We start from the raw sequence: 19,415 nt of genomic DNA, 5'->3' as shown, positions 1-19,415 counted from the left end.
CCATGGCCACGAGAACCGACGCCCCCACCCGCCGCGAGCAGATCCTCAAGGAGGCTGCCCGGCTGTTCGCCGAGCGTGGCTTCCACGGCGTCGGAGTGGACGAGATAGGCGCCGCGGTCGGCATCAGCGGGCCCGGCCTGTACCGGCACTTCGCCGGCAAGGACGCGATGCTCGCCGAGCTGCTGGTCGGCATCAGCGGCCAGCTGCTGACCGGGGCCAAGCGGCGGCTGGCCGAAGCCGACGGGGTGCCGGCCGAGGCGGTCCTCGACTCGCTCATCGAGGGCCACATCGACTTCGCGCTCGACGACCGCCCCCTCATCACCCTGCACGACCGCGAGCTGGACCGCCTCCGGGACAGCGACCGCAAGCTGGTGCGCCAGCTCCAGCGGCAGTACGTCGAGCTGTGGGTGGCGGTGGTGCGGAAGGTCTACCCGGCGCTGGGCGAACCGGCGGCCCGCTCGGCCGTCCACTCGGTCTTCGGCCTGCTGAACTCGACCCCGCACCTGGGCCGCCCGGGCTCCCTGCCGGGCCGCACCACCACGGCGGCCCTGCTGCACCGGATGGCCCGGGGAGCGTTCGCGGCGGCCGGGGCGGAGTGAACCGGGGTGTGCTACGTCACCCCGGACGCCTGTGGCTACCGCCGATACTCGCCGGTATCTTGAGGTGAGCAAGCGCTTAGAAACGAGCTCTCTGGAGGTGGCGGGGTTGCGCCGTACGGTGTTCAACGAGGATCACGAGGCGTTCCGGGAGACCCTGCGCGCCTTCATCGAGGCCGAGGTCGTCCCGGTCTACGACGAGTGGTTCGCGGCAGGCCAGGCGCCGCGCGACTTCTACTACAAGCTCGGCGAGCTGGGGATCTTCGGGATCAACGTGCCGGAGGAGTTCGGCGGCGCCGGCCTCGACTCGCACAAGTTCGAGGCCGTGCTGTACGAGGAGACCGCTCGCGCCGGTGTCCAGTTCGGCGGTTCCGGTGTGCACGTCCTGCTCGCCCTGCCGTACATCAAGATGCTCGCCACCGACGAGCAGAAGAAGCGCTACCTGCCGAAGTTCGTCACCGGCGAGGAGATGTGGGCCATCGCGATGACGGAGCCGGGCACCGGCTCCGACCTCGCGGGCATGAAGAGCACCGCCAAGCTCTCCGAGGACGGCACGCACTACGTCCTCAACGGCGCCAAGACCTTCATCACCGGCGGTGTGCACGCCGACAGGGTCATCGTGTGTGCCCGCACCGCCGCGCCCACCGCCGAGGACCGCCGCCACGGCATCTCCCTCTTCGCCGTGGACACCGAGTCCGATGGCTACTCCGTCGGCCGCAAGCTCGACAAGCTCGGCCTGAAGACCTCCGACACCGCCGAGCTGGCGTTCGTCGACGTCAAGGTGCCCGTCGAGGACCTGCTCGGCGAGGAGAACAAGGGCTTCTACTACCTGGGCCACAACCTGGCGTCCGAGCGCTGGGGCATCGCCTTCGGCGCCTACGCGCAGGCCAAGGCCGCCGTCCGGTTCGCCCAGCAGTACGTGCAGGAGCGCACCGTCTTCGGCAAGCCGGTCGCGCACTTCCAGAACACCAAGTTCGAGCTGGCCGCCTGCCAGGCGGAGGTGGACGCCGCCGAGGCCGTCGCCGACCGCGCGCTGGAAGCCCTCGACGCCGGCGAGCTGACCCCCGCGGAGGCCGCCAGCGCCAAGCTGTTCTGCACCGAGGTCGCGCACCGCGTCATCGACCGCTGCCTCCAGCTGCACGGCGGCTACGGCTACATGAACGAGTACCCGATCGCCCGCCTGTACGCCGACAACCGCGTCAACCGCATCTACGGCGGCACCAGCGAGATCATGAAGACGATCATCGCGAAGGACATGGGCCTGTAAGGGCGGCGAAACGACCGGCCCGTACAACCGACCCATGAGCCAGGCACTTGAGGGCCTCCTCGATCTGCTCGACCTGGAGCAGATCGAGGAGGACATCTTCCGCGGGCAGTCCCGGTCCGCCGTCGTCCCGCGCGTCTTCGGCGGGCAGGTCGCGGCGCAGGCCCTCGTCGCCGCCGGACGTACGGCGCCCGGGGACCGGCCCGCGCACTCCCTGCACGCGTACTTCCTGCGCCCCGGCGACCCCGGCGCGCCCATCATCTACAACGTCGACCGGATCCGCGACGGCCGCTCCTTCACCACCCGCCGGGTGGTCGCCGTCCAGCACGGCAAGCCGATCTTCCACCTGTCGGCGTCCTTCCAGGTGTACGAGGACGGCCTCGACCACCAGACCCCGATGCCGCCCGCGCCCGACCCGGCCACGCTGCCCACGTCCCACGAGCGGCTGCGCGGCTACGACCACCTCGACCCGGAGGTGGTGGAGCGGTTCCTGCAGGTGCGCGAGGCGGTCGACCTGCGGTACGTCGACGAGCCGCCGTACGGCCGCTTCGGCGCGCCGCGCGAGCCGCACTCGCAGGTGTGGTTCCGCACCAACGGCAAGCTGAGCGACGACCCGTTGCTGCACGTCGTCCTCGCCACGTACGTCTCCGACATGACCCTGCTGGACTCGGTGCTGCTCGCGCACGGCCGCGGCGGCTGGGCCGTCGGCGACGTCGTCGGGGCCTCCCTTGACCACGCCATGTGGTTCCACCGGCCGTTCCGCGCCGACGAGTGGCTGCTGTATGACCAGGAGTCCCCGTCGGCGTACGGCGGCCGCGGTCTCGGCCAGGCCCGCATCTACACGCAGGACGGGCGGCTCGCGGTGTCGGTGATCCAGGAGGGCGTGGTCCGGATCCCGAGATGACCGGGGATCAGTCGAGCTCCGCCTCCGCCAGGAGGTACGCCGTCAGCGGGTCGTAGTAGCGCGGGCTGACCACGTGGTCGTCGAGCGGGACCGCCACCTGGAGCGTGCCCTCGGCCTCCGCGAGGAAGAGGGCCGGGTCGTTGGAGTCGGCGTAGCCGACGGAGTCGATGCCGTGCTGACCTGCGTATCCGGCCCAGCCGTGGTCGGCGACGACCAGGTCGGGCAGCGGGCGGCCCGCGCGCTCCATCGCGGTGAGGATGGCCTTCATCGGCTCGCCCGAGTGGGTGTGCCAGAGGGTAGCGCCGTGCTCCAGCATCGCCACGTCCGCGAACTGCATGACGTACCCCTCGTCCGTCGTCAGCCCGTCCGGAATCACGACGATCTCGCAGCCGGCGGTCCGCAGCGCGGCGGCCGTGGCGCGGTGCACGTCGAGCATGCCGCCGGGGTGGCCGGTGGCGAACAGCACCCGCTGCTGCCCGTCCGCCGCCTTGCGCAGCCGGCCGGCCAGGCGGTCCAGGGCGGCGATCGTCAGCCCGGGGTCGATGGTGTCCTGGCCGTACCGGTACTCGGGATCGTCGTTGACGCCCACCCGCTCCGCCATCACCGCGAGCACGTCCTGCTCGTCGGTCCAGCGGTCGCCGAGCTCCAGGCCGAGCCAGTAGTGGCGGTCGCCGTTCGCGAGTTTCCGGTAGTGGGAGAGGTTGTTCTCGCGGGGGGTGGCGACCTCGCCCGTGATACGGGTCTTCACGAGGTGCTCGACGAGTTCGGCGCGGCTGGGTGTCCCGGGTATCGGCATGGCTCCCATTCTGAGGCAGGTGCCGGTGGGGAGTCTCCGGCGTATTGCTCGCTGGGACGTGCGTCACGTACTCAGGCCGGGGTCCGTATGCATACTCAGCTCCGCGCTCGGATCCGCCGGAGCGCGAATCACAGGTCCATCCGTACGTCCGGGTCGTCCAGGTCCGTGTCCAGCAGGGACGCGCACCGGGCGATCCGCTGGCGCACGGTGTTGCGGTGTACGTCCTCCCCCTGCCTCGCGTACGCCCTCGCCGGCGCCGTCATCGGCAAGGCGGCCAAGGTGCTGTACCCGAGGGTCGGCAGCGCGGACGACGCGCCTGGGCCTGGTCCGCCTTCGACGCCAAGGGGCCCAACACCATGCACTCCGCCCAGGGTTCGGGCGGCCTCGGTTATGCCTTCGCGGCGGCCCTGGGCGCGGCGGTGGCCGACCCGACGCAGCCGGTGCTGGCGGTCTCTGGTGACGGCGGTGCCCTCTACTCGATCGCGGAGCTGGCCACGCCCGGCAGTACGACCTTGACGTCACCTGGCTGATCGTCGACGACGGCGGCTGCGGCATCCTGCGCGAGTACATGACGGGTGCCTTCGGCGAGGCGACGGGCACGGAGCTGGCGCGGCCGGACTACGTGGCTCTGGCGGAGTCGTTCGGCGTGCCAGGGATGCGTACGACCCCTGAAAGGCTTGAGACCGATCTGAGGAAGGCACTGGGCATGCCCGGTCCGTCGCTGGTGGTGTTTCCGGCAGTGCTGCGGATGTTCGCGGCGACGCATGTGGGCGTGCAATAGCCGTTGTGCGCGGCATTATCAATACACGACACGCGGGCGGCGGCGTGAATGGGTGTCAGACAAGTCCCCCGAGCGGCTCAACAGCCCCCAAGTCGGCGTGTTTCTCAGCTCATTTGAGCTTACTGATTGCTTGTCATGACTTCCGTCCCGGGGTGTCAGCACCCGGTTGGCCCCCTTCCATCACCCTCCGAAGATTTCTGAGGTGGCGGCAGAAAACGACATGAGTAAGTTCATTCATGGTCGGCCGCTCAGCTGACATCCCTGAGAGATGGAGAAACGGAATGTCTGAGAGAAGGAGAAACGGAGCGCGCAGGCGAGCCGTTGCCGCGATCGCAGCGACGGTGGGTGTCGCCGCTCTGGTCGCAACCGGCGTGAACTACGCCTCGGCTTCCAGTTCCGCCCCCCAGTCCGCCCCCTCCGACGTGCAGGAAGCCGCTGCCTCCGTTCCCCTCGGAGGAGACGGCCAGACGAACTTCGACCCCAGGCATGACAGGCATGACGAGGGCCGGATCCACGTCAACGAGCGAACGTATCCGGCCGATCCGGGTGAGTGCATCGCTGTGGTCAGTAGTACTGCTCCCACCAGTACCACCGCCACCTTCAACGTCCGGAACCAGAGTGACAAGACCATCGAATTCTTCAACGGGATCACCTGCGACAACGGCTCCCCGCTGGCGGAGATTGGGCCGCGAAGCTCTGCCAATCAAATCGCCGCCACGCCGGTCTTCGACGGCGCCGTGGTGCCTTTCGCGATCGTAGGCAGCTTCCGAGTGGTTGACGACCACCGCCACAAGTGACCCCGACGGAATTTGGACCCCGGCCCGCCGTAATCGGGCCGGGGTCCAGGGGCATCATCCCACATGTCCTCGGCGTCAGCCGATGCCGGAGGCGGTGCCGTTCTGGCAGATGTCACACGGGCGTCGTGGTCGGCCGGAGTTGGCGGTCGCTGTGGTGAGGCCGGCCACAGGCTGTGAAGTTCCCCAGGCTTGGTAACGGCTTGTGCAAGCCTTCCCCAGTGCCTACAACCCTTCCGCCCTCCTCGCGTGTCATCACGTGCATGACACCTGGGACTTCCCTCCGCGCGAGAGCGCTGGTGGCGGGCGTGGGCGCCGGCGTGCTCGTGCCGCTCGCCGTCGCCGCCTCGCCCGCCGCCGCGGCCACCGCGCCGACGGTCAGCTGCACCTCCGCCACGGCGGGTCTGGCCGCCAAGCTGACCAAGGACATCACCGCGGCGCTGGCGAACCGCAAGGGCACGATCGCCGTCGGCCTCCACGACCGTACGACCAACACGACCTGCTCCCTGCGGCCCACCACCGCCTACGACTCGGCCAGCGTCGTCAAGGTCACCGTGCTGGCCGCCCTCCTCTGGGACGCGAAGAAGCAGGGCCGCTATCTCACCGACCGCGAGGCCTCCCTCGCCAAGGCCATGATCACCAAGTCCGACAACGCCGCGACCTCCACCCTGTGGAAGCAGCTCGGCATGACAAAGATCAAGGGCTTCCTCGCCGCCGCCGGCATGACCCGGACGACACCCGGCGCGAACGGCTACTGGGGCCTGACCCGGATCAACGTCACCGACGAGCAGAAGCTCCTCGAGCTGATCACCGCGAAGAACGCCGTGCTGAGCGACAACTCCCGCGCCTACATCCTCAAGCTCATGGGCCAGGTCGTCTCCGCGCAGCGCTGGGGCACGCCGTACGGCGTCCCGTCCGGCGTCTCCGTGGCCGTCAAGAACGGCTGGCTGCAACGCTCCACGCACGGCTGGCGCGTCCACAGCGTCGGCGCCTTCAAGGGCCGCGGCCACGACTACATGATCACGGTCCTCACCCACGGCAACAGCACCATGAACTACGGCATCGCGACCATCCAGGGCGCGGCCAAGGTCATCCACCGGGACCTGGCCGCGAGCTGACTTCACGTCGCGGTCTCCCGTACGTCACCGTCTCGCCCTACGGTGACCGCCATGCGCCTGAGAACCGTAATCGCAACCGTCACCGCGGGCCTGGCGGCGGCCACCTGCCTGTCCGCCACCGCCCCGGCGAACGCCGACGCCGGGGAAAACCACGCCTGTTCGCCCGCTGTCTCCATCGACCGCTTCTCCGACGCGCTCGACAAGACGACGTACCGGGGCACCCACGTCGGCAACATCTCCGCGCTCGCCGTCCACCGAGACGGTTCGCTGGCCGCCCTCTCCGACCGCTCGTCCCTGTTCGCCCTGAACGTGAGGACGCTCGCGCCGCAGCGGGTCACCGCACTCGCCGACGAGAAGGGCACCGCCCTGGACTCCGAGGGCCTCGTCGTCGACCTCCCCCACTCTCGGCTTCGCTCGAGCGGGGGGACCCCCATCGGCACGCGGCTGGTCACCTCCGAGACCGAGCCGTCCGTACGCCGCTACTCCCGTGACGGCAAGATCCTCGACCGGCTGCCGGTGCCGGACTCCCTCCGCGTCGCCCCCGCGGGCCGCGCCCAGTCCAACGGCACGTTCGAGGGCCTGACCATGCTCCCCGGCGGCCGCACCCTGCTGGCGTCCATGGAGTACGCCCTGTCCGGCGACGACACGCGCACCGTCCGCTTCCAGACCTGGCACCGCCAGGGCGCCCACTTCACGCTGGGCCCCCAGTACGCCTACCGCACCGACCCCGCCCTCGGCGTCCCCGAGATCCAGTCCCTCCCCGACGGCCGCCTCCTCGTCCTGGAACGCGGCTTCACCTCCGGCGTGGGCAACACGGTCCGCCTCTACCTGGCCGAGCCCCGCCTCGCCACGAACACGAGCAACATCGAAAACCTGACGGGCCAGCCCGAGGTACGCCTGATCAAGAAGACCCTGCTCGCCGACCTGGTGAACTGCCCGTCACTGGGAGCAACGGCCAAGCAACCCCAGCCCAACCCCCTCCTCGACAACATCGAGGCCATGACGATCACGGGCTGGAGCAGAGGCCGCTTCCACCTCCTCCTGGCCAGCGACGACAACGAGAACCCCACCCAGACGACCCGCTTCTACTATCTCCGGGTACGCACAGCGCCCCTTCAGGGGCGCGGGGAACTGCGCGATCAACCACTACGGAGCCGCACCCAAAAGACAACCCAGACCCCTACGGCGGGATGAAATCGGCTCCCCATCACGTTGGTGCCTTCCGGAAGATCAGGCCAAAAGTGGAGGGCACCGGCGTGGGCACGCAACGGGGATGGGCACGACGACTCTGGGAACACGCCTGGCGATATCCCAAGGACGTAGTCCTCGCCCTCGGCTCCTCCCTCGCCGGCATGGCCGTCATGGCCCTCATCCCCCTGATCACCAAGGTGATCATCGACGACGTGATCGGCGACCACAGCCGCAGCATGGCCGTCTGGGCGGGCGCCCTGATCGTCGCCGCCCTCCTCGTCTACGCCTTCACCTACATCCGCCGCTACTACGGCGGCCGCCTCGCCCTCGACGTCCAGCACGACCTGCGGACGGAGATGTACAACACGATCACCCGGCTCGACGGCCGCCGGCAGGACGAGCTGTCCACCGGGCAGGTCGTCGGCCGGGCCACCAGCGACCTCCAGCTGATCCAGGGGCTCCTCTTCATGCTCCCGATGACCATCGGGAACTTCCTGCTCTTCCTGATCTCCCTGGTCGTCATGGCCTGGCTGTCCCTGCCGCTCACCCTCGTCGCCCTCGCCGTCGCCCCGGCCCTGTGGTGGATCGCCGAGCTCAGCCGCAAGAAGCTGCACCCCTCCACCTGGTACGCCCAGGCCCAGGCCGCCGCCGTCGCGGGTGTGGTCGACGGCGCCGTCACCGGCGTACGCGTGGTGAAGGGCTTCGGACAGGAGGACCAGGAGACCGGCAAGCTGCGCGAGGTGAGCCGCAGGCTGTTCGCCGGGCGGCTGCGCACCATCCGGCTGAACTCCGTCTACACCCCGGCCCTCCAGTCCGTACCCGCCCTCGGCCAGGTCGCCATGCTGGCGCTCGGCGGCTGGCTCGCCGTACGCGGGAACATCACGCTCGGCACGTTCGTCGCCTTCTCCACCTATCTCGCCCAGCTCGTCGGCCCGGTCCGCATGCTGGCGATGGTGCTGACCGTCGGCCAGCAGGCCCGCGCCGGCACCGAGCGCGTCCTGGAGCTGATCGACACCGAGCCGTCGATGGACGACGGCCACAAGACGCTGCCCGCCGACGCGCCCGCGACCGTCGAGTTCGACGACGTGTCCTTCGGCTACGACCCCGACCAGCCCGTCCTCGACGGGCTGAGCCTCGAGATCCGCCCCGGCGAGACCCTGGCCGTGGTCGGCTCCTCCGGCTCCGGCAAGTCCACGGTGGCCCTGCTGCTCCCGCGCTTCTACGACGTCACCGGTGGCGCCGTCCTCCTCGGCGGCCACGACGTGCGCGAGCTGACCTTCGAGTCGCTGCGCGCCGCGATCGGCCTGGTTCCCGAGGACTCGTTCCTCTTCTCCGACACCGTCCGCAACAACATCGCGTACGGCCTCCCGGGGGCGACCGACGAGCAGATCGAGCAGGCCGCCCGCGCCGCCCAGGCGGACGGTTTCATCCGGGAGCTCCCCGACGGCTACGACACCACGGTCGGCGAGCACGGCCTGACCCTCTCCGGCGGCCAGCGCCAGCGCATCGCGCTCGCCCGCGCGATCCTCACCGACCCGCGGCTGCTGGTCCTGGACGACGCGACCTCCGCCGTGGACGCCCGGGTGGAGCACGAGATCCACGAGGCGCTGAGGGAGGTCATGCGGGACCGCACCACCCTGATGATCGCCCACCGCCGCTCCACCCTCAACCTCGCCGACCGCATCGCCGTCCTCGACGGCGGCCGCCTCGCCGACATCGGCACCCACGACGAACTCCAGCACCGCTCCGCCCTCTACCGGCGGCTGCTGACCGACCCCGACGAGCTGGGCGCGGTCTCCCCGGGTCACACCCAGCCGCCCTGCCCCCGTGAGGACACCTCCGTACGCGACGAACTGGACGCCGAGTTCGACGCCGAGCGCGGAGTCACCCCACGACTGTGGACCGGCGACCGCGAACCCAGGGACACCGCCCTCACCGACAGCCCGGCCACGCCCGAACTGCTCGCCCAGGTCCAGGCGCTGCCCCCGGCCACCGACACGCCGGGCGTCGACGAGGCGCGGGCCGTCCAGCCGGAGGAGTCCTACGGCCTGCGACGCCTCCTGCGCGGCTTCGGGCTGCCGCTGCTGGTCAGCCTCGGCCTGGTCGCCGTGGACGCGGGCATGGGGCTGCTGCTGCCCGTCCTGATCCGGCACGGCATCGACAGCGGCGTGACGCAGGCCGCCCTCGGCGCGGTGTGGGCGGCGTCGCTGCTCGCGCTGCTCGCCGTGCTCGCCCAGTGGTCGGCGCAGATCGGCGAGATGCGGATGACCGGGCGGACGGGCGAGCGGGTCCTGTACTCCCTGCGCCTGAAGATCTTCGCCCAGCTCCAGCGGCTCGGCCTCGACTACTACGAGCGCGAGCTGACCGGCCGGATCATGACGCGGATGACGACCGACGTGGACGCGCTGTCCACGTTCCTGCAGACCGGCCTGGTCACCGCGTTCGTCTCCGTCGTCACCTTCTTCGGCATCATGGGCGCCCTGCTGGTGATCGACGTCCAGCTCGCGCTCGTCGTGTTCGTGACGCTGCCGCCGCTGATCGTCGCCACGTACTTCTTCCGCCGGGCGAGCGTGAAGGCGTACGAACTGGCCCGCGAGCGCGTCTCCACGGTCAACGCCGACCTCCAGGAGTCGGTGTCCGGGCTGCGGATCGTGCAGGCCTTCAGGCGCGAGCGGGACGGCGGGCGGCGGTTCGCCGAGCGCAGCGACAGCTACCGGCAGGCCCGGATCCGCGGCCAGTGGCTGATCTCCGTCTACTTCCCGTTCGTGCAGTTCCTGTCGTCGGTCGCCGCGGCGGCGGTGCTGTTCGTGGGCGGCGCGCGGGTCGACAACGGCACGCTGACCGCGGGCGCGCTGGTGGCGTATCTGCTCTACATCGACCTGTTCTTCGCGCCCGTGCAGCAGCTCTCCCAGGTCTTCGACGGCTACCAGCAGGCGTCGGTCTCTCTCGGCCGCATCCAGGAGCTGCTGCGGGAGCCGACGTCGACGAAGAGGGCGAAGGAGCCGCTGGAGGTGCTGTCGCTGCGGGGCGAGATCGCCTTCGAGGACGTGCACTTCAAGTACGGCGGTGCCGGTGAGGAGGACGCAGCCCTCGGCGGCATCGATCTGCGCATCCCCGCCGGGCAGACCGTCGCGTTCGTCGGCGAGACCGGCGCGGGCAAGTCGACGCTCGTGAAGCTGGTGGCGCGGTTCTACGACCCGACCGGCGGCCGGGTCACCGTCGACGGCACGGACCTGCGGGCCCTGGACCTCACGTCGTACCGGCACCGGCTGGGCGTCGTCCCGCAGGAGGCATACCTCTTCCAGGGCACCGTCCGCGACGCCATCGCCTACGGCCGCCCGGACGCCACCGACGCCGAGGTCGAGGCGGCGGCCCGTGCGGTCGGCGCGCACGAGATGATCGCCACGCTGGAGGGCGGCTACCTCCACGAGGTCGCCGAGCGGGGCCGCAACCTCTCCGCCGGGCAACGGCAGTTGATCGCACTGGCGCGCGCGGAGCTGGTCGACCCGGACGTCCTGCTCCTCGACGAGGCGACGGCCGCGCTGGACCTGGCCACCGAGGCGCAGGTCAACCAGGCGACGGACCGGCTGGCGGGCCGCCGTACCGCCCGCCCGTCGCCCGACCACCACCCCTCAACGAGCGCTCACGCGCGCACCACCTTGATTGTCGCGCACAGGCTGACCACGGCCGCCCGCGCCGACCGGGTCGTGGTGATGGACCACGGCCGGGTCGCCGAGGACGGCACGCACGACGAACTGCTGGCGCGCGGCGGGCGGTACGCCGAGCTGTGGCGCACGTTCGTCGGCGCGGCCGAGCCGGAGGAGCCGGTCGGCGCGTCCCGCTGACGGTCGTGCAACCGTCCGGCATACGACCTGCGTCCGTACAGCAGTACGCCACTGATACGGCAAGGGTCGTGCGTCGTTCGCGGTTCGGGAGGGGCACAGTGGGCAGTGGTGCGATACGGCGGCGGTCCGCGCTGGCCATGGCCGTGCTGACCGGGTCCGGACTGCTGACGGTCGCGGTGCCGGCCCAGGCGCAGGCCGCTCCGCTGTGCACCGGCCGGAAGGTCCGGACACTGCCGTTCTCCACCGGGGCCGTGCAGCTCTACAAGAGCGGCCGCTGGCTGTGCGCCGTCACCGTCGCCAAGGACCCCGGCACGAGGCGGACGATGTCGGTCAGCGTGCAGGCGCGCGGCAGCGTGCCGGTCCCTGACGCGGGCCACTACGAGCGCTACGCCGGCCCGGTGATCGTGCACGACGGGCGCCGCTGCGTGTGGGTGACGGGGCGGGTCGGGCGGGGGGCGCTCAGCAGCAAGGCGTGGATCCTTGCTGACGCACCGTCAACATCCTGCTGACGCTTCGTCAGCACATTGCCCCTGTACAGGGTTTTCCCCATGTGCCCTGGTGCTGCCGGGAGTTGACCGCTAGCTTCCGGCGCACATCTGTACTCACAGGGGAGGGTGCATGCGCAACGCGCTCAGATGGCTGCTGGCGCTCACGGTGCTCATAGGCACGCTGGGCACGGCGGGAGCGGCCACCGCCGCCGAGCCGGAGGCCACCGCCCGCACGACCGGCACCACCGACACGACCGACATCAAGGACAGGCTGCTGTCCGTACCGGGGATGAGCCTGATCGAGGAGAAGCCGTACCCCGGTTACCGGTTCTTCGTCCTGAACTACACGCAGCCGGTCGACCACCGGCGCCCGTCCAAGGGCACCTTCCAGCAGCGGATCACCGTCCTGCACAAGGACGTCGCCCGCCCGACAATCTTCTTCACCAGCGGCTACAACGTCTCGACGACGCCCCGGCGCAGCGAGCCGGCCCAGATCGTGGACGGCAACCAGGTCTCCATGGAGTACCGCTTCTTCAACCCGTCCCGGCCCGACCCGGCCGACTGGTCCAAGCTGGACATCTGGCAGGCGGCCAGCGACCAGCACCGCATCTTCAAGGCCCTGAAGGGCATCTACGCGAAGAACTGGATCTCCACGGGCGGTTCGAAGGGCGGCATGACCGCCACGTACTACGAGCGGTTCTACCCGCGCGACATGGACGGCGTCGTCGCGTACGTCGCGCCCAACGACGTCGTCAACAAGGAGGACTCGGCATACGACCGGTTCTTCGGACACGTCGGCACCAAGGAGTGCCGGGACCGGCTGAACGGGGTGCAGCGGGAGGCGCTGGTGCGCCGGGAGCCGCTGGAGAAGCGGTACGCGGAGTACGCCGCCGCGCAGGGGCTGACCTTCGACACCGTCGGCAGCCTGGACCAGGCGTTCGAGGCCGTTGTCCTGGACTACGTGTGGGGCTTCTGGCAGTACAGCCTGCTGAAGGACTGCGACAAGATCCCGGCCGACGCGAAGAAGGCGACCGACGAGGAGATCTGGAAGTCGGTGGACGCGATCGTGGGCTTCTCGGCCTACGCCGACCAGGGACTGGAGCCGTACACGCCCTACTACTACCAGGCGGGTACGCAGCTGGGGGCGCCGACGATCGGGTTCCCGCACATCGAGCAGGAGTACATCCGCTACGGCTACCTGCCCCCGCGGAACTTCGTGCCCCGCTCGATCCCGATGACGTTCCAGCCGTGGGCGATGCGTGACGTCGACACCTGGGTGCGCCACAACGCCCGCCACATGCTCTTCGTCTACGGCGAGAACGACCCGTGGGGCGCCGAGCCGTTCCGCCTGAGCAGGGGTGCGAAGGACTCCTACGTCCTCACGGCTCCCGGCATGAACCACGGCGCCAACGTCGCGGGCCTGGCCCCCGACCAGAAGTCCCTGGCCACGGCCAGGATCCTCGACTGGGCGGACGTCGCGTCGCCGTCGGTCCAGGCGAACGAGTCGACGGCCAGGCCCCTGGCCGAGTTCGACCCGAAGCTCGACAAGCGGGACGTGGAACGCGAGCGGTCGCTACGGCCGTGAGGTGACGGCAGCCACTGACGGTGGGTTCGGCACCGCCGAGCTCCACCGTCAGCGGCTGATCGCCGTTGCCGCGGACAGAAGGGAACGGCGTCCCCCCGGCTCACATCGGGTGGGCGCAGCCCACCGGAGTGGTGCCGCCGAGGCGGACGTACAAGGCCGTTGAGGGTGGGCAGTCGGTGCGAGACCTGACCGCCTTTGTGACCTGGTACTGCGGTTTCTGTCTGCCCTTGCCGTCGCAGCTGGTCTCGCGGACCTGGTCGTCGCCGGAGCCGTAGACGCAGTCGCCGACGATCGTGCGGGGACCGCCCCCGCCGCCGGGGTCGCCGGGATGCGGTGGCTGGAGGTTGCGCATGCAGGCGTAACCCTGCGGTACCGCCCCGTCGCCGTCCTCGTCGGAGGACGGTCGCTGTTCGCTGATGTGCAGGACGAAGTCGGTGGTCGCCGGACAGCGCGGCCCGTCCCGCACCGCACCGTCGTACCGGGCGACGACCCGCGCCGCTGCCCGCTCACTTACACACGGCACCTCGGTGAAGCTGCGCGTGCCGAACGAACTGCACTCGTCGACGGCGAGGAACACCGCCCCGTACCCCGACGTCGGCCCACTCGTCGGCACCGACGCCCCCGCGTCGCCCAGCCGGCCGTCCTCCCGCGCCGCTCCCGACAGGCTCTGACAGCCTGCCAGCAGTACGGCGACGAGCAGTGCCGCCGGCGCGTACACCGCCCCCGCGGGCCATCTCTCACGCAATGCCATCCCCCGAGCACCCCCGGCCCAGCGTGACCCGCCGCGGCGGCCCACGCCAGACAAACAGGGTGCTTTGCGCATGTTGGCGGTGGAGTGCCCGGTACGGGGCGTAGGTCTAGTACGACAGCCCGTACCCGACGGGGTACAGCACCTGTTCCCCAGCGTCCGCCCGGACCACGTCCACCGGCAGTTTCCCGCGTGGCTCGACCCGGCCCGCGATCACCCGTGCCGCGGCCCGCAGTTCGACGTCCGTCCAGGAGTAGGCGGCCAGGCAGGCGGGGACGGAGGGCAGGTGGGCGACGTCGTACGGGTTGCGCAGGGCGATCGCCACGACCGGCCTGCCGGTTGCCGCGAGGCGTTCGACCAGGGTCTTCTGGCTGCTGCTCGCGGTGACGTTGTATGTCCCCACGACCACCGCGTCCGCCGCTGCCGCCGCCGCGACCGCCCGCTCGATCACCGCCGCCGACGGTGCCGTACCGGTCGACCGGGCCGTCGCCGTGAAGCCCAGCTCAGTGAGCGCGTCCGCGAGGACTCGCGTCGGAGGACCCGTCGTACCGGACGGGGAGGCCGGGTCGGCGCCGACGACGAGGAGTCGCGGGTGCCTGCGGCGGGACAGGGGCAGCAGGCGGCGCTCGTTGACCAGCAGGGTCGTCGTCCGCTCGGCGATGCGGTCGGCCGCCGCCAGGTGCGGGCGTACGCCGACCGTGCGCGAGACGCCGGCCCGGCTGACGTACGGCTCGTCGAAGAGGTCCAGCTTCGCCTTCAGCCGCAGGATGCGCAGGATCGACTCGTCGAGGCGTTCCTCGGTCAGTTCGCCGTCCTGTACGGCCTTCAGGACGGCGTTCCACGCCACGTCCGGCTCGGGCGGGTTGAGGAGTTGGTCCACGCCCGCCTTCAGCGCGAGCACCGGCACCCGGTCGTCGCCGTACTTCGTGCGCACGCCCGCCATGCCGAGGGAGTCGGTGACCACGACCCCGTCGTAGCCGAGCTGCTCGCGCAGGATGCCGGTCAGGATCGGGCGGGAGAGGGTGGCCGGGTCGCCGGCGTCATCGAGGGCCGGGACCATCAGGTGGGCGGTCATGACCGAGTCGGTGCCCGCCGCGATCGCGGCCCGGAAGGGCGGCGCGTCGAGCCTCTCCCACTGCTCACGGCTGTGCTTGATGACCGGGAAGCCGGTGTGGCTGTCGACGTCGGTGTCGCCGTGGCCGGGGAAGTGCTTGGCGGTGGCGGCGACCCCCGAGCGCTGGTAGCCGGCGACCTCGGCCGCGACCAGCGCGGCCACCGCCTGCGGGTCGGCGCCGAAGGAGCGGACGCCGATGACCGGGTTGGCCGGGTTGACGTTCACGTCGGCCACGGGGGAGTAGTCCTGCCGGATGCCCATCGCGCGCAACTCCCGCCCGGCGATCCGCCCGAGGGCGCGCGCGTCGGAGCGTGAGCGGCCGGCCCCGATCGCCATCGCCCCCGGGAACAGCGTCGCCGGTTTGCCCACGCGGGCGACGATCCCGTGTTCCTGGTCGGTGGAGATGAGCACGGGCACGCCGTGCGGCAGCTCCAGGGACGCCTTCTGGATGCCGTTGGACAGGCCGGCGATCTGGTGCGGGTCGCGGGTGTTGTGCGCCCAGGCGAAGTAGATGATGCCGCCGACGCGGTACCTGGCGATCAGCTCGGCGGCGCTGCGGACGCCGATCTCCCGGAGGTTGGCGTCGACGTCCGCCTGGTCCGGGGCGGTGGCCGAGTGCCCGTACACCCGCATCACGAACAGCTGGCCGACCTTCTCCTCCAGTGTCATGCGGGAGATGAGGCCGCGAAGCCTGTCGCCGGTGCCGGCGTGGACGGTGCCCGCTTGGGCTGTGCCGCCGACCGTGGCGGTCGCGGTCACGCCCGCGGTCGCGGTGAGGACGGTGCGTCTGGAGGGCCGTGCGGTGTTTCCTCTGCCTTCGGTGCCGGAGTCGCGCATGTGCGCCCCTTCCCTGGTGCCCTGCTGAAGGAAACTTCCGAGAAGTCACCAATATCCGGGAAGTTTCCGCCGGTCAAGGGATGGCGCCACAGCCCGGGGAGGTGCCGCCATCGGCGCAGTTGGAGGGGGCGCGCCGATGACGGCATGCTGCCGGCCGCGGTACGGCGGAGAGGGTGGTCAGCGATCGCAGCCAGCAGCGAGGGCCGACACCGGACCGCGGTGACTCTCCGGCAGGCTGCGCATTGGACGAGCCGGGCCGGGACCGGGTTCCCGGACCCGGCCCGATTTCCCGAAGTCGGTGGCCGGGAGGTCAGTGAGGCGTGTGAGCCGATACTTTCGGCCAGTGCTCGCGCAGCGTCCGCACGGTTTCCGCGATCGCCGGACGCCGGGCGGCCCCCGCCCGCCACAGCGCGTACAGCCGTCGTACGGGCATGGGGTTCAGCGGCACCTCCACCACCCCGGCGGGCAGCGGGCCGCGCCCGAGCCGGGGGATGAGGGCGATGCCGAGGCCGGCGGCCACGAGGGCGACCAGGGTCGGGTTCTCGTCCGCCTGGTGGACGATCTCCGGCTCGTGCCCGGCGGCGCGCAGGGTACGGAGCAGCCAGTCGTGGCACACCCGCCCCGGCGGCTGGCAGATCCACCGCTCGCCGCCCAACTCCGCCCGCCGTACCGCCGTACGCCCCGCGAAGCGGTGCCCCTCGGGCACGAGCAGATCGCACAGGTCGTCCCCGATGGCCGCCTGTTCCACCCCGGCCGGGGCGGGCAGCGGCGCGATGTCCCAGTCGTGCGCGACGACGAGGTCCACGGCGCCCTTGGCGACCAGGTCGACGGACAGGTGCGGGTCGATCTCGGTGAGCCGGGCGTCGAGGGCGGGGTGCTGCGCGGCGAGGCCGGCCAGGACGGAGGGCAGCAGGCCGCGGGCCGCCGACGCGAACGCGGCGATGGTCAGCCGCCCGGCCGGCACCCCGCGCCGCTCCTCCAGCTCGGTCTCCCCGCGCTCCACGATCGCCAGCAACTCCCGTGCGGTGGCGGCCAGTTGCTGCGCCTCGTCGGTGAGCCGTACGCCGCGTCCCTCGCGCTCCAGCAGGACGGTGCGGGTCTCCCGCTCCAGCTTGGCGATCTGCTGGGACACGGCGGAGGGCGTGTAGCCGAGAGCGGCGGCGGCCGCGCCGACGGTGCCGTGCACGGAGACGGCGTGCAGGGCGCGCAGGCGCTGGAGGTCGAGCATGGGCGCTCCCGGGGATCAGCGTCCGATGATTAGCGTTGCTTCATCCAACCATGCAGCAATCATCGCTGGTGCTTCATGGTCCATGGCCGTGATCATCGACGCATGCGACCTTCCCACGTCCTCCTAGCCGTCCTCGTCACCGCCGTCTGGGGCGTGAACTTCACTGTCATAGAGATCGGCCTCGACCACTTCCCGCCCCTGCTCTTCTCCGCCCTGCGCTTCCTGGTGGCGGCGGTCCCGGCAGTGTTCCTCGTGGGGCGCCCGAAGGTGGCGTGGAAGTGGATCGTGGCAGTGGGGCTGACGCTCGGAGTGGCGAAGTTCGGCCTGCTGTTCGTCGGGATGGACGCGGGGATGCCGGCGGGGCTGTCGTCGCTGGTGCTGCAGATCCAGGCGGTCTTCACGGCGGCCTTCGCCGCGGTGGTGCTGCGCGAACGGCCTTCCCCCGTCCGCGTGCTGGGCATGATGGTGGCCCTCGCCGGTATCGGCGTCGCGGCCGTCGACGAGGGCACGGCGGGCCCGCTCGGCGCCTTCGCGCTCGTCGTCGCGGCGGCGGCCTGCTGGGGCGCCTCCAACGTCCTGACCCGCAAGGCGGCGCCCCCGGACGCGCTGAACTTCATGGTGTGGGTGAGCACCGTCCCGGTCCTGCCCCTGCTCGCCCTCTCGCTGTGGACGGAGGGCGCCTCCCGCGACCTGGCGGCCCTGCGCGCCCTCGACTGGCAGGGCGCGGGCACGGTGGCGTACGTCGCCTGGGTGACGACGGTCTTCGGCTTCGGCGCCTGGGGCTGGCTGCTGCGCCGGCACCCCGCCTCCACGGTCGCCCCCTTCTCCCTCCTCGTCCCGGTCTTCGGCATGTCGTCGGCGGCCCTGCTCCTCGGCGAGCCGGTGAGCCCGCTGCGCTGGTGCGCGGCGGCCCTGCTGGTGGGCGGCGTGGCCCTGACGTCGCTGGCGCCCGCCCGGCCCGCGGTCCGCCCTGTGGACGCCCCGGCACCGGAACCGGCCGTCGGGCGATCATGACGGCATGCCCGTGGTCGGCATCCCCGTTCCAAGTCCGTCACTGCCCGCGCCCTGTTCCTGGGTGCCGCGGCCGACGGGGTCACGACCCTCTACGGCCGCTGAGCTCCGACGACACGGAGAGCTTCGCCGCGGACCTGGTGAGCCTCGGCCACCGCGTCATCCGTATCCCGGACACCTGGCAGATCGACGGCCGCCCGCAGGGCCCCGCGGTGCGGGAGGCCGACATCCACTGCCGTGACGGCGCGACGACGGCCCGCTTCCTTCCGGTGCCGGCCGCCGCGGGCCGCGGCACCTACCGCTTCGACGCCTCCCCGCAGACGCGCCGCCGCCCGCTGGGCCCCTCACGCGGGCGCTGCGCGACCTCGGCGTGCGTCTGCGGCACGAGGAGCGGGCGGGCGGCCACCCGCTGACCGTCGAGGCGGCGGGCGTCGACGGCGGCGAAGTGACCCTGGACGCGGGCCAGTCCTCCCAGTACCTCACGGCCCTCCTGCTGCATCGCATGGTGATGTCGTTCGCGGCGACCGGGCTGCGGGTGCCGGGTATTTCGTTCGACGACCCCCGCGTGCGGAAGACTCACGTGGTGCCGAGGGCGGACGAGGTGGACGCCTACATCGACGCGCAGCACGCCCGCGCGGCCACGGGGCGGCTGGCGCCGTACGCGCCGGTGGCCCTCGCCTCGGGGCGGGCGGTCGGTGCCACAGCGTACTGGGAGCCGCGTCCTGGCTGACCGACACCGGCTCGACGCCGTCGAGGTCGGCTTCACCTGGCTCGCGGCCTCCGCCCAGGGCACAGGGCTGAACGCCGAGGCCAAGCTCCTGCTGTTCCAGCACGCGTTCGACGGGTGGGGCGTGTCCCGGGTGGACCTGAAGACGGACGCAACTGGTCCCGCTCCTGGGCCCCCGGCGAGGAGGACCGGCTCCGCGACTCCGCGATCTTCTCGATCACGGCGGGGGAGTGGCCGGAGTGCCGCAAGCGGCTGGAGGAGCGGGTGGCGGGGTTTCTGCCGCGGAGTGAGGCGGGCGGGGTGGCGTCGGCGGATTGGGATGGCGGGGCGCGGTGGCGTCGGCGAGCGAGCTCACGGCCGACGTGCGTGTGTTCGGGGCAGGGCACGG

14 protein-coding genes and 4 pseudogenes are annotated in these 19,415 nt (G+C 71.2%); 13 read left to right on the top strand and 5 right to left on the bottom strand.

Annotated features, from left to right (window positions below; all coding sequences use genetic code 11):
• Positions 1-2 precede the first annotated feature (2 nt).
• The 3 genes from H8R17_RS09575 (at position 3) to H8R17_RS09565 (ending at position 2,764) form a co-directional block, all read left to right on the top strand.
• A complete protein-coding gene (locus H8R17_RS09575; RefSeq protein ID WP_187822714.1) occupies positions 3-599 on the top strand; it encodes a TetR/AcrR family transcriptional regulator in 597 nt (198 codons plus the stop codon).
• A 106-nt stretch (positions 600-705) separates the two neighbouring features.
• Positions 706-1,863: an acyl-CoA dehydrogenase family protein gene (locus H8R17_RS09570; protein WP_187822772.1), complete on the top strand. Its 1,158-nt coding sequence runs from the start codon at positions 706-708 to the stop codon at positions 1,861-1,863.
• Positions 1,864-1,897: 34 nt separating this feature from the next.
• Complete coding sequence (locus H8R17_RS09565; RefSeq protein ID WP_187822713.1) at positions 1,898-2,764, top strand: acyl-CoA thioesterase II; 867 nt, start codon at positions 1,898-1,900, stop codon at positions 2,762-2,764.
• A gap of 7 nt (positions 2,765-2,771) precedes the next feature.
• On the opposite strand, the gene H8R17_RS09560 is transcribed toward H8R17_RS09565, so the two are convergent.
• Together H8R17_RS09560 and H8R17_RS09555 are read right to left on the bottom strand one after the other, a co-directional pair.
• Positions 2,772-3,560: a phosphatase gene (locus tag H8R17_RS09560; protein ID WP_187822712.1), complete on the bottom strand. Its 789-nt coding sequence runs from the start codon at positions 3,558-3,560 to the stop codon at positions 2,772-2,774.
• Between the two features lie 128 nt (positions 3,561-3,688).
• A pseudogene (locus tag H8R17_RS09555) lies at positions 3,689-3,784 on the bottom strand (helix-turn-helix domain-containing protein); the annotation flags it as partial.
• Between the two features lie 93 nt (positions 3,785-3,877).
• On the opposite strand from H8R17_RS09555, the pseudogene H8R17_RS09550 reads away from it, so the two are divergent.
• From H8R17_RS09550 to H8R17_RS09520, 7 genes and pseudogenes are all read left to right on the top strand, one after another.
• Positions 3,878-4,341, top strand: a pseudogene (locus tag H8R17_RS09550) (thiamine pyrophosphate-dependent enzyme); the annotation flags it as partial.
• A gap of 281 nt (positions 4,342-4,622) precedes the next feature.
• The gene (locus tag H8R17_RS09545; protein WP_187822711.1) at positions 4,623-5,138 is read left to right on the top strand and encodes a hypothetical protein; all 516 of its coding nucleotides are present in this window, start codon (positions 4,623-4,625) and stop codon (positions 5,136-5,138) included.
• Positions 5,139-5,398: 260 nt separating this feature from the next.
• Entirely contained in the window at positions 5,399-6,253 is an 855-nt protein-coding gene (locus tag H8R17_RS09540; protein ID WP_187822710.1) for a serine hydrolase, read from the top strand.
• A 51-nt stretch (positions 6,254-6,304) separates the two neighbouring features.
• Positions 6,305-7,447 carry an esterase-like activity of phytase family protein gene (locus H8R17_RS09535; protein ID WP_187822709.1) on the top strand — a complete coding sequence of 381 codons (1,143 nt, stop codon included), beginning with the start codon at positions 6,305-6,307 and terminating at the stop codon, positions 7,445-7,447.
• A gap of 62 nt (positions 7,448-7,509) precedes the next feature.
• Positions 7,510-11,289: an ABC transporter ATP-binding protein gene (locus H8R17_RS09530; RefSeq protein WP_187822708.1), complete on the top strand. Its 3,780-nt coding sequence runs from the start codon at positions 7,510-7,512 to the stop codon at positions 11,287-11,289.
• Between the two features lie 98 nt (positions 11,290-11,387).
• The gene (locus H8R17_RS09525) at positions 11,388-11,798 is read left to right on the top strand and encodes a hypothetical protein (protein WP_187822707.1); all 411 of its coding nucleotides are present in this window, start codon (positions 11,388-11,390) and stop codon (positions 11,796-11,798) included.
• A 109-nt stretch (positions 11,799-11,907) separates the two neighbouring features.
• Entirely contained in the window at positions 11,908-13,362 is a 1,455-nt protein-coding gene (locus H8R17_RS09520) for a S28 family serine protease (RefSeq protein WP_187822706.1), read from the top strand.
• A gap of 100 nt (positions 13,363-13,462) precedes the next feature.
• On the opposite strand, the gene H8R17_RS09515 is transcribed toward H8R17_RS09520, so the two are convergent.
• The 3 genes from H8R17_RS09515 to H8R17_RS09505 all read right to left on the bottom strand — a co-directional run bounded on the left by H8R17_RS09515 (position 13,463) and on the right by H8R17_RS09505 (position 17,289).
• Positions 13,463-14,113, bottom strand: a complete 651-nt coding sequence (locus H8R17_RS09515) for a hypothetical protein (protein ID WP_187822705.1) — start codon at positions 14,111-14,113, stop codon at positions 13,463-13,465.
• A gap of 106 nt (positions 14,114-14,219) precedes the next feature.
• The gene (locus H8R17_RS09510) at positions 14,220-16,061 is read right to left on the bottom strand and encodes a glycoside hydrolase family 3 protein (RefSeq protein ID WP_187822704.1); all 1,842 of its coding nucleotides are present in this window, start codon (positions 16,059-16,061) and stop codon (positions 14,220-14,222) included.
• Between the two features lie 310 nt (positions 16,062-16,371).
• Complete coding sequence (locus H8R17_RS09505; RefSeq protein ID WP_187822703.1) at positions 16,372-17,289, bottom strand: LysR family transcriptional regulator; 918 nt, start codon at positions 17,287-17,289, stop codon at positions 16,372-16,374.
• 102 nt (positions 17,290-17,391) lie between these two features.
• On the opposite strand from H8R17_RS09505, the gene H8R17_RS09500 reads away from it, so the two are divergent.
• The 3 genes and pseudogenes from H8R17_RS09500 to H8R17_RS09490 form a co-directional block, all read left to right on the top strand.
• Positions 17,392-18,303 carry an EamA family transporter gene (locus H8R17_RS09500; RefSeq protein WP_187822702.1) on the top strand — a complete coding sequence of 304 codons (912 nt, stop codon included), beginning with the start codon at positions 17,392-17,394 and terminating at the stop codon, positions 18,301-18,303.
• Between the two features lie 51 nt (positions 18,304-18,354).
• A pseudogene (locus H8R17_RS09495) lies at positions 18,355-18,796 on the top strand (3-phosphoshikimate 1-carboxyvinyltransferase); the annotation flags it as partial.
• An 87-nt stretch (positions 18,797-18,883) separates the two neighbouring features.
• Positions 18,884-19,312: pseudogene (locus H8R17_RS09490) on the top strand (GNAT family N-acetyltransferase); the annotation flags it as partial.
• Between the last annotated feature and the right edge of the window lie 103 nt (positions 19,313-19,415).

Source organism: Streptomyces sp. TRM68367, assembly GCF_014495685.1.
GTDB lineage: Bacteria > Actinomycetota > Actinomycetes > Streptomycetales > Streptomycetaceae > Streptomyces.
The sequence above is the reverse complement of the archived record's forward strand: the minus strand, read 5'-3'. Positions and strand labels throughout refer to the sequence as shown.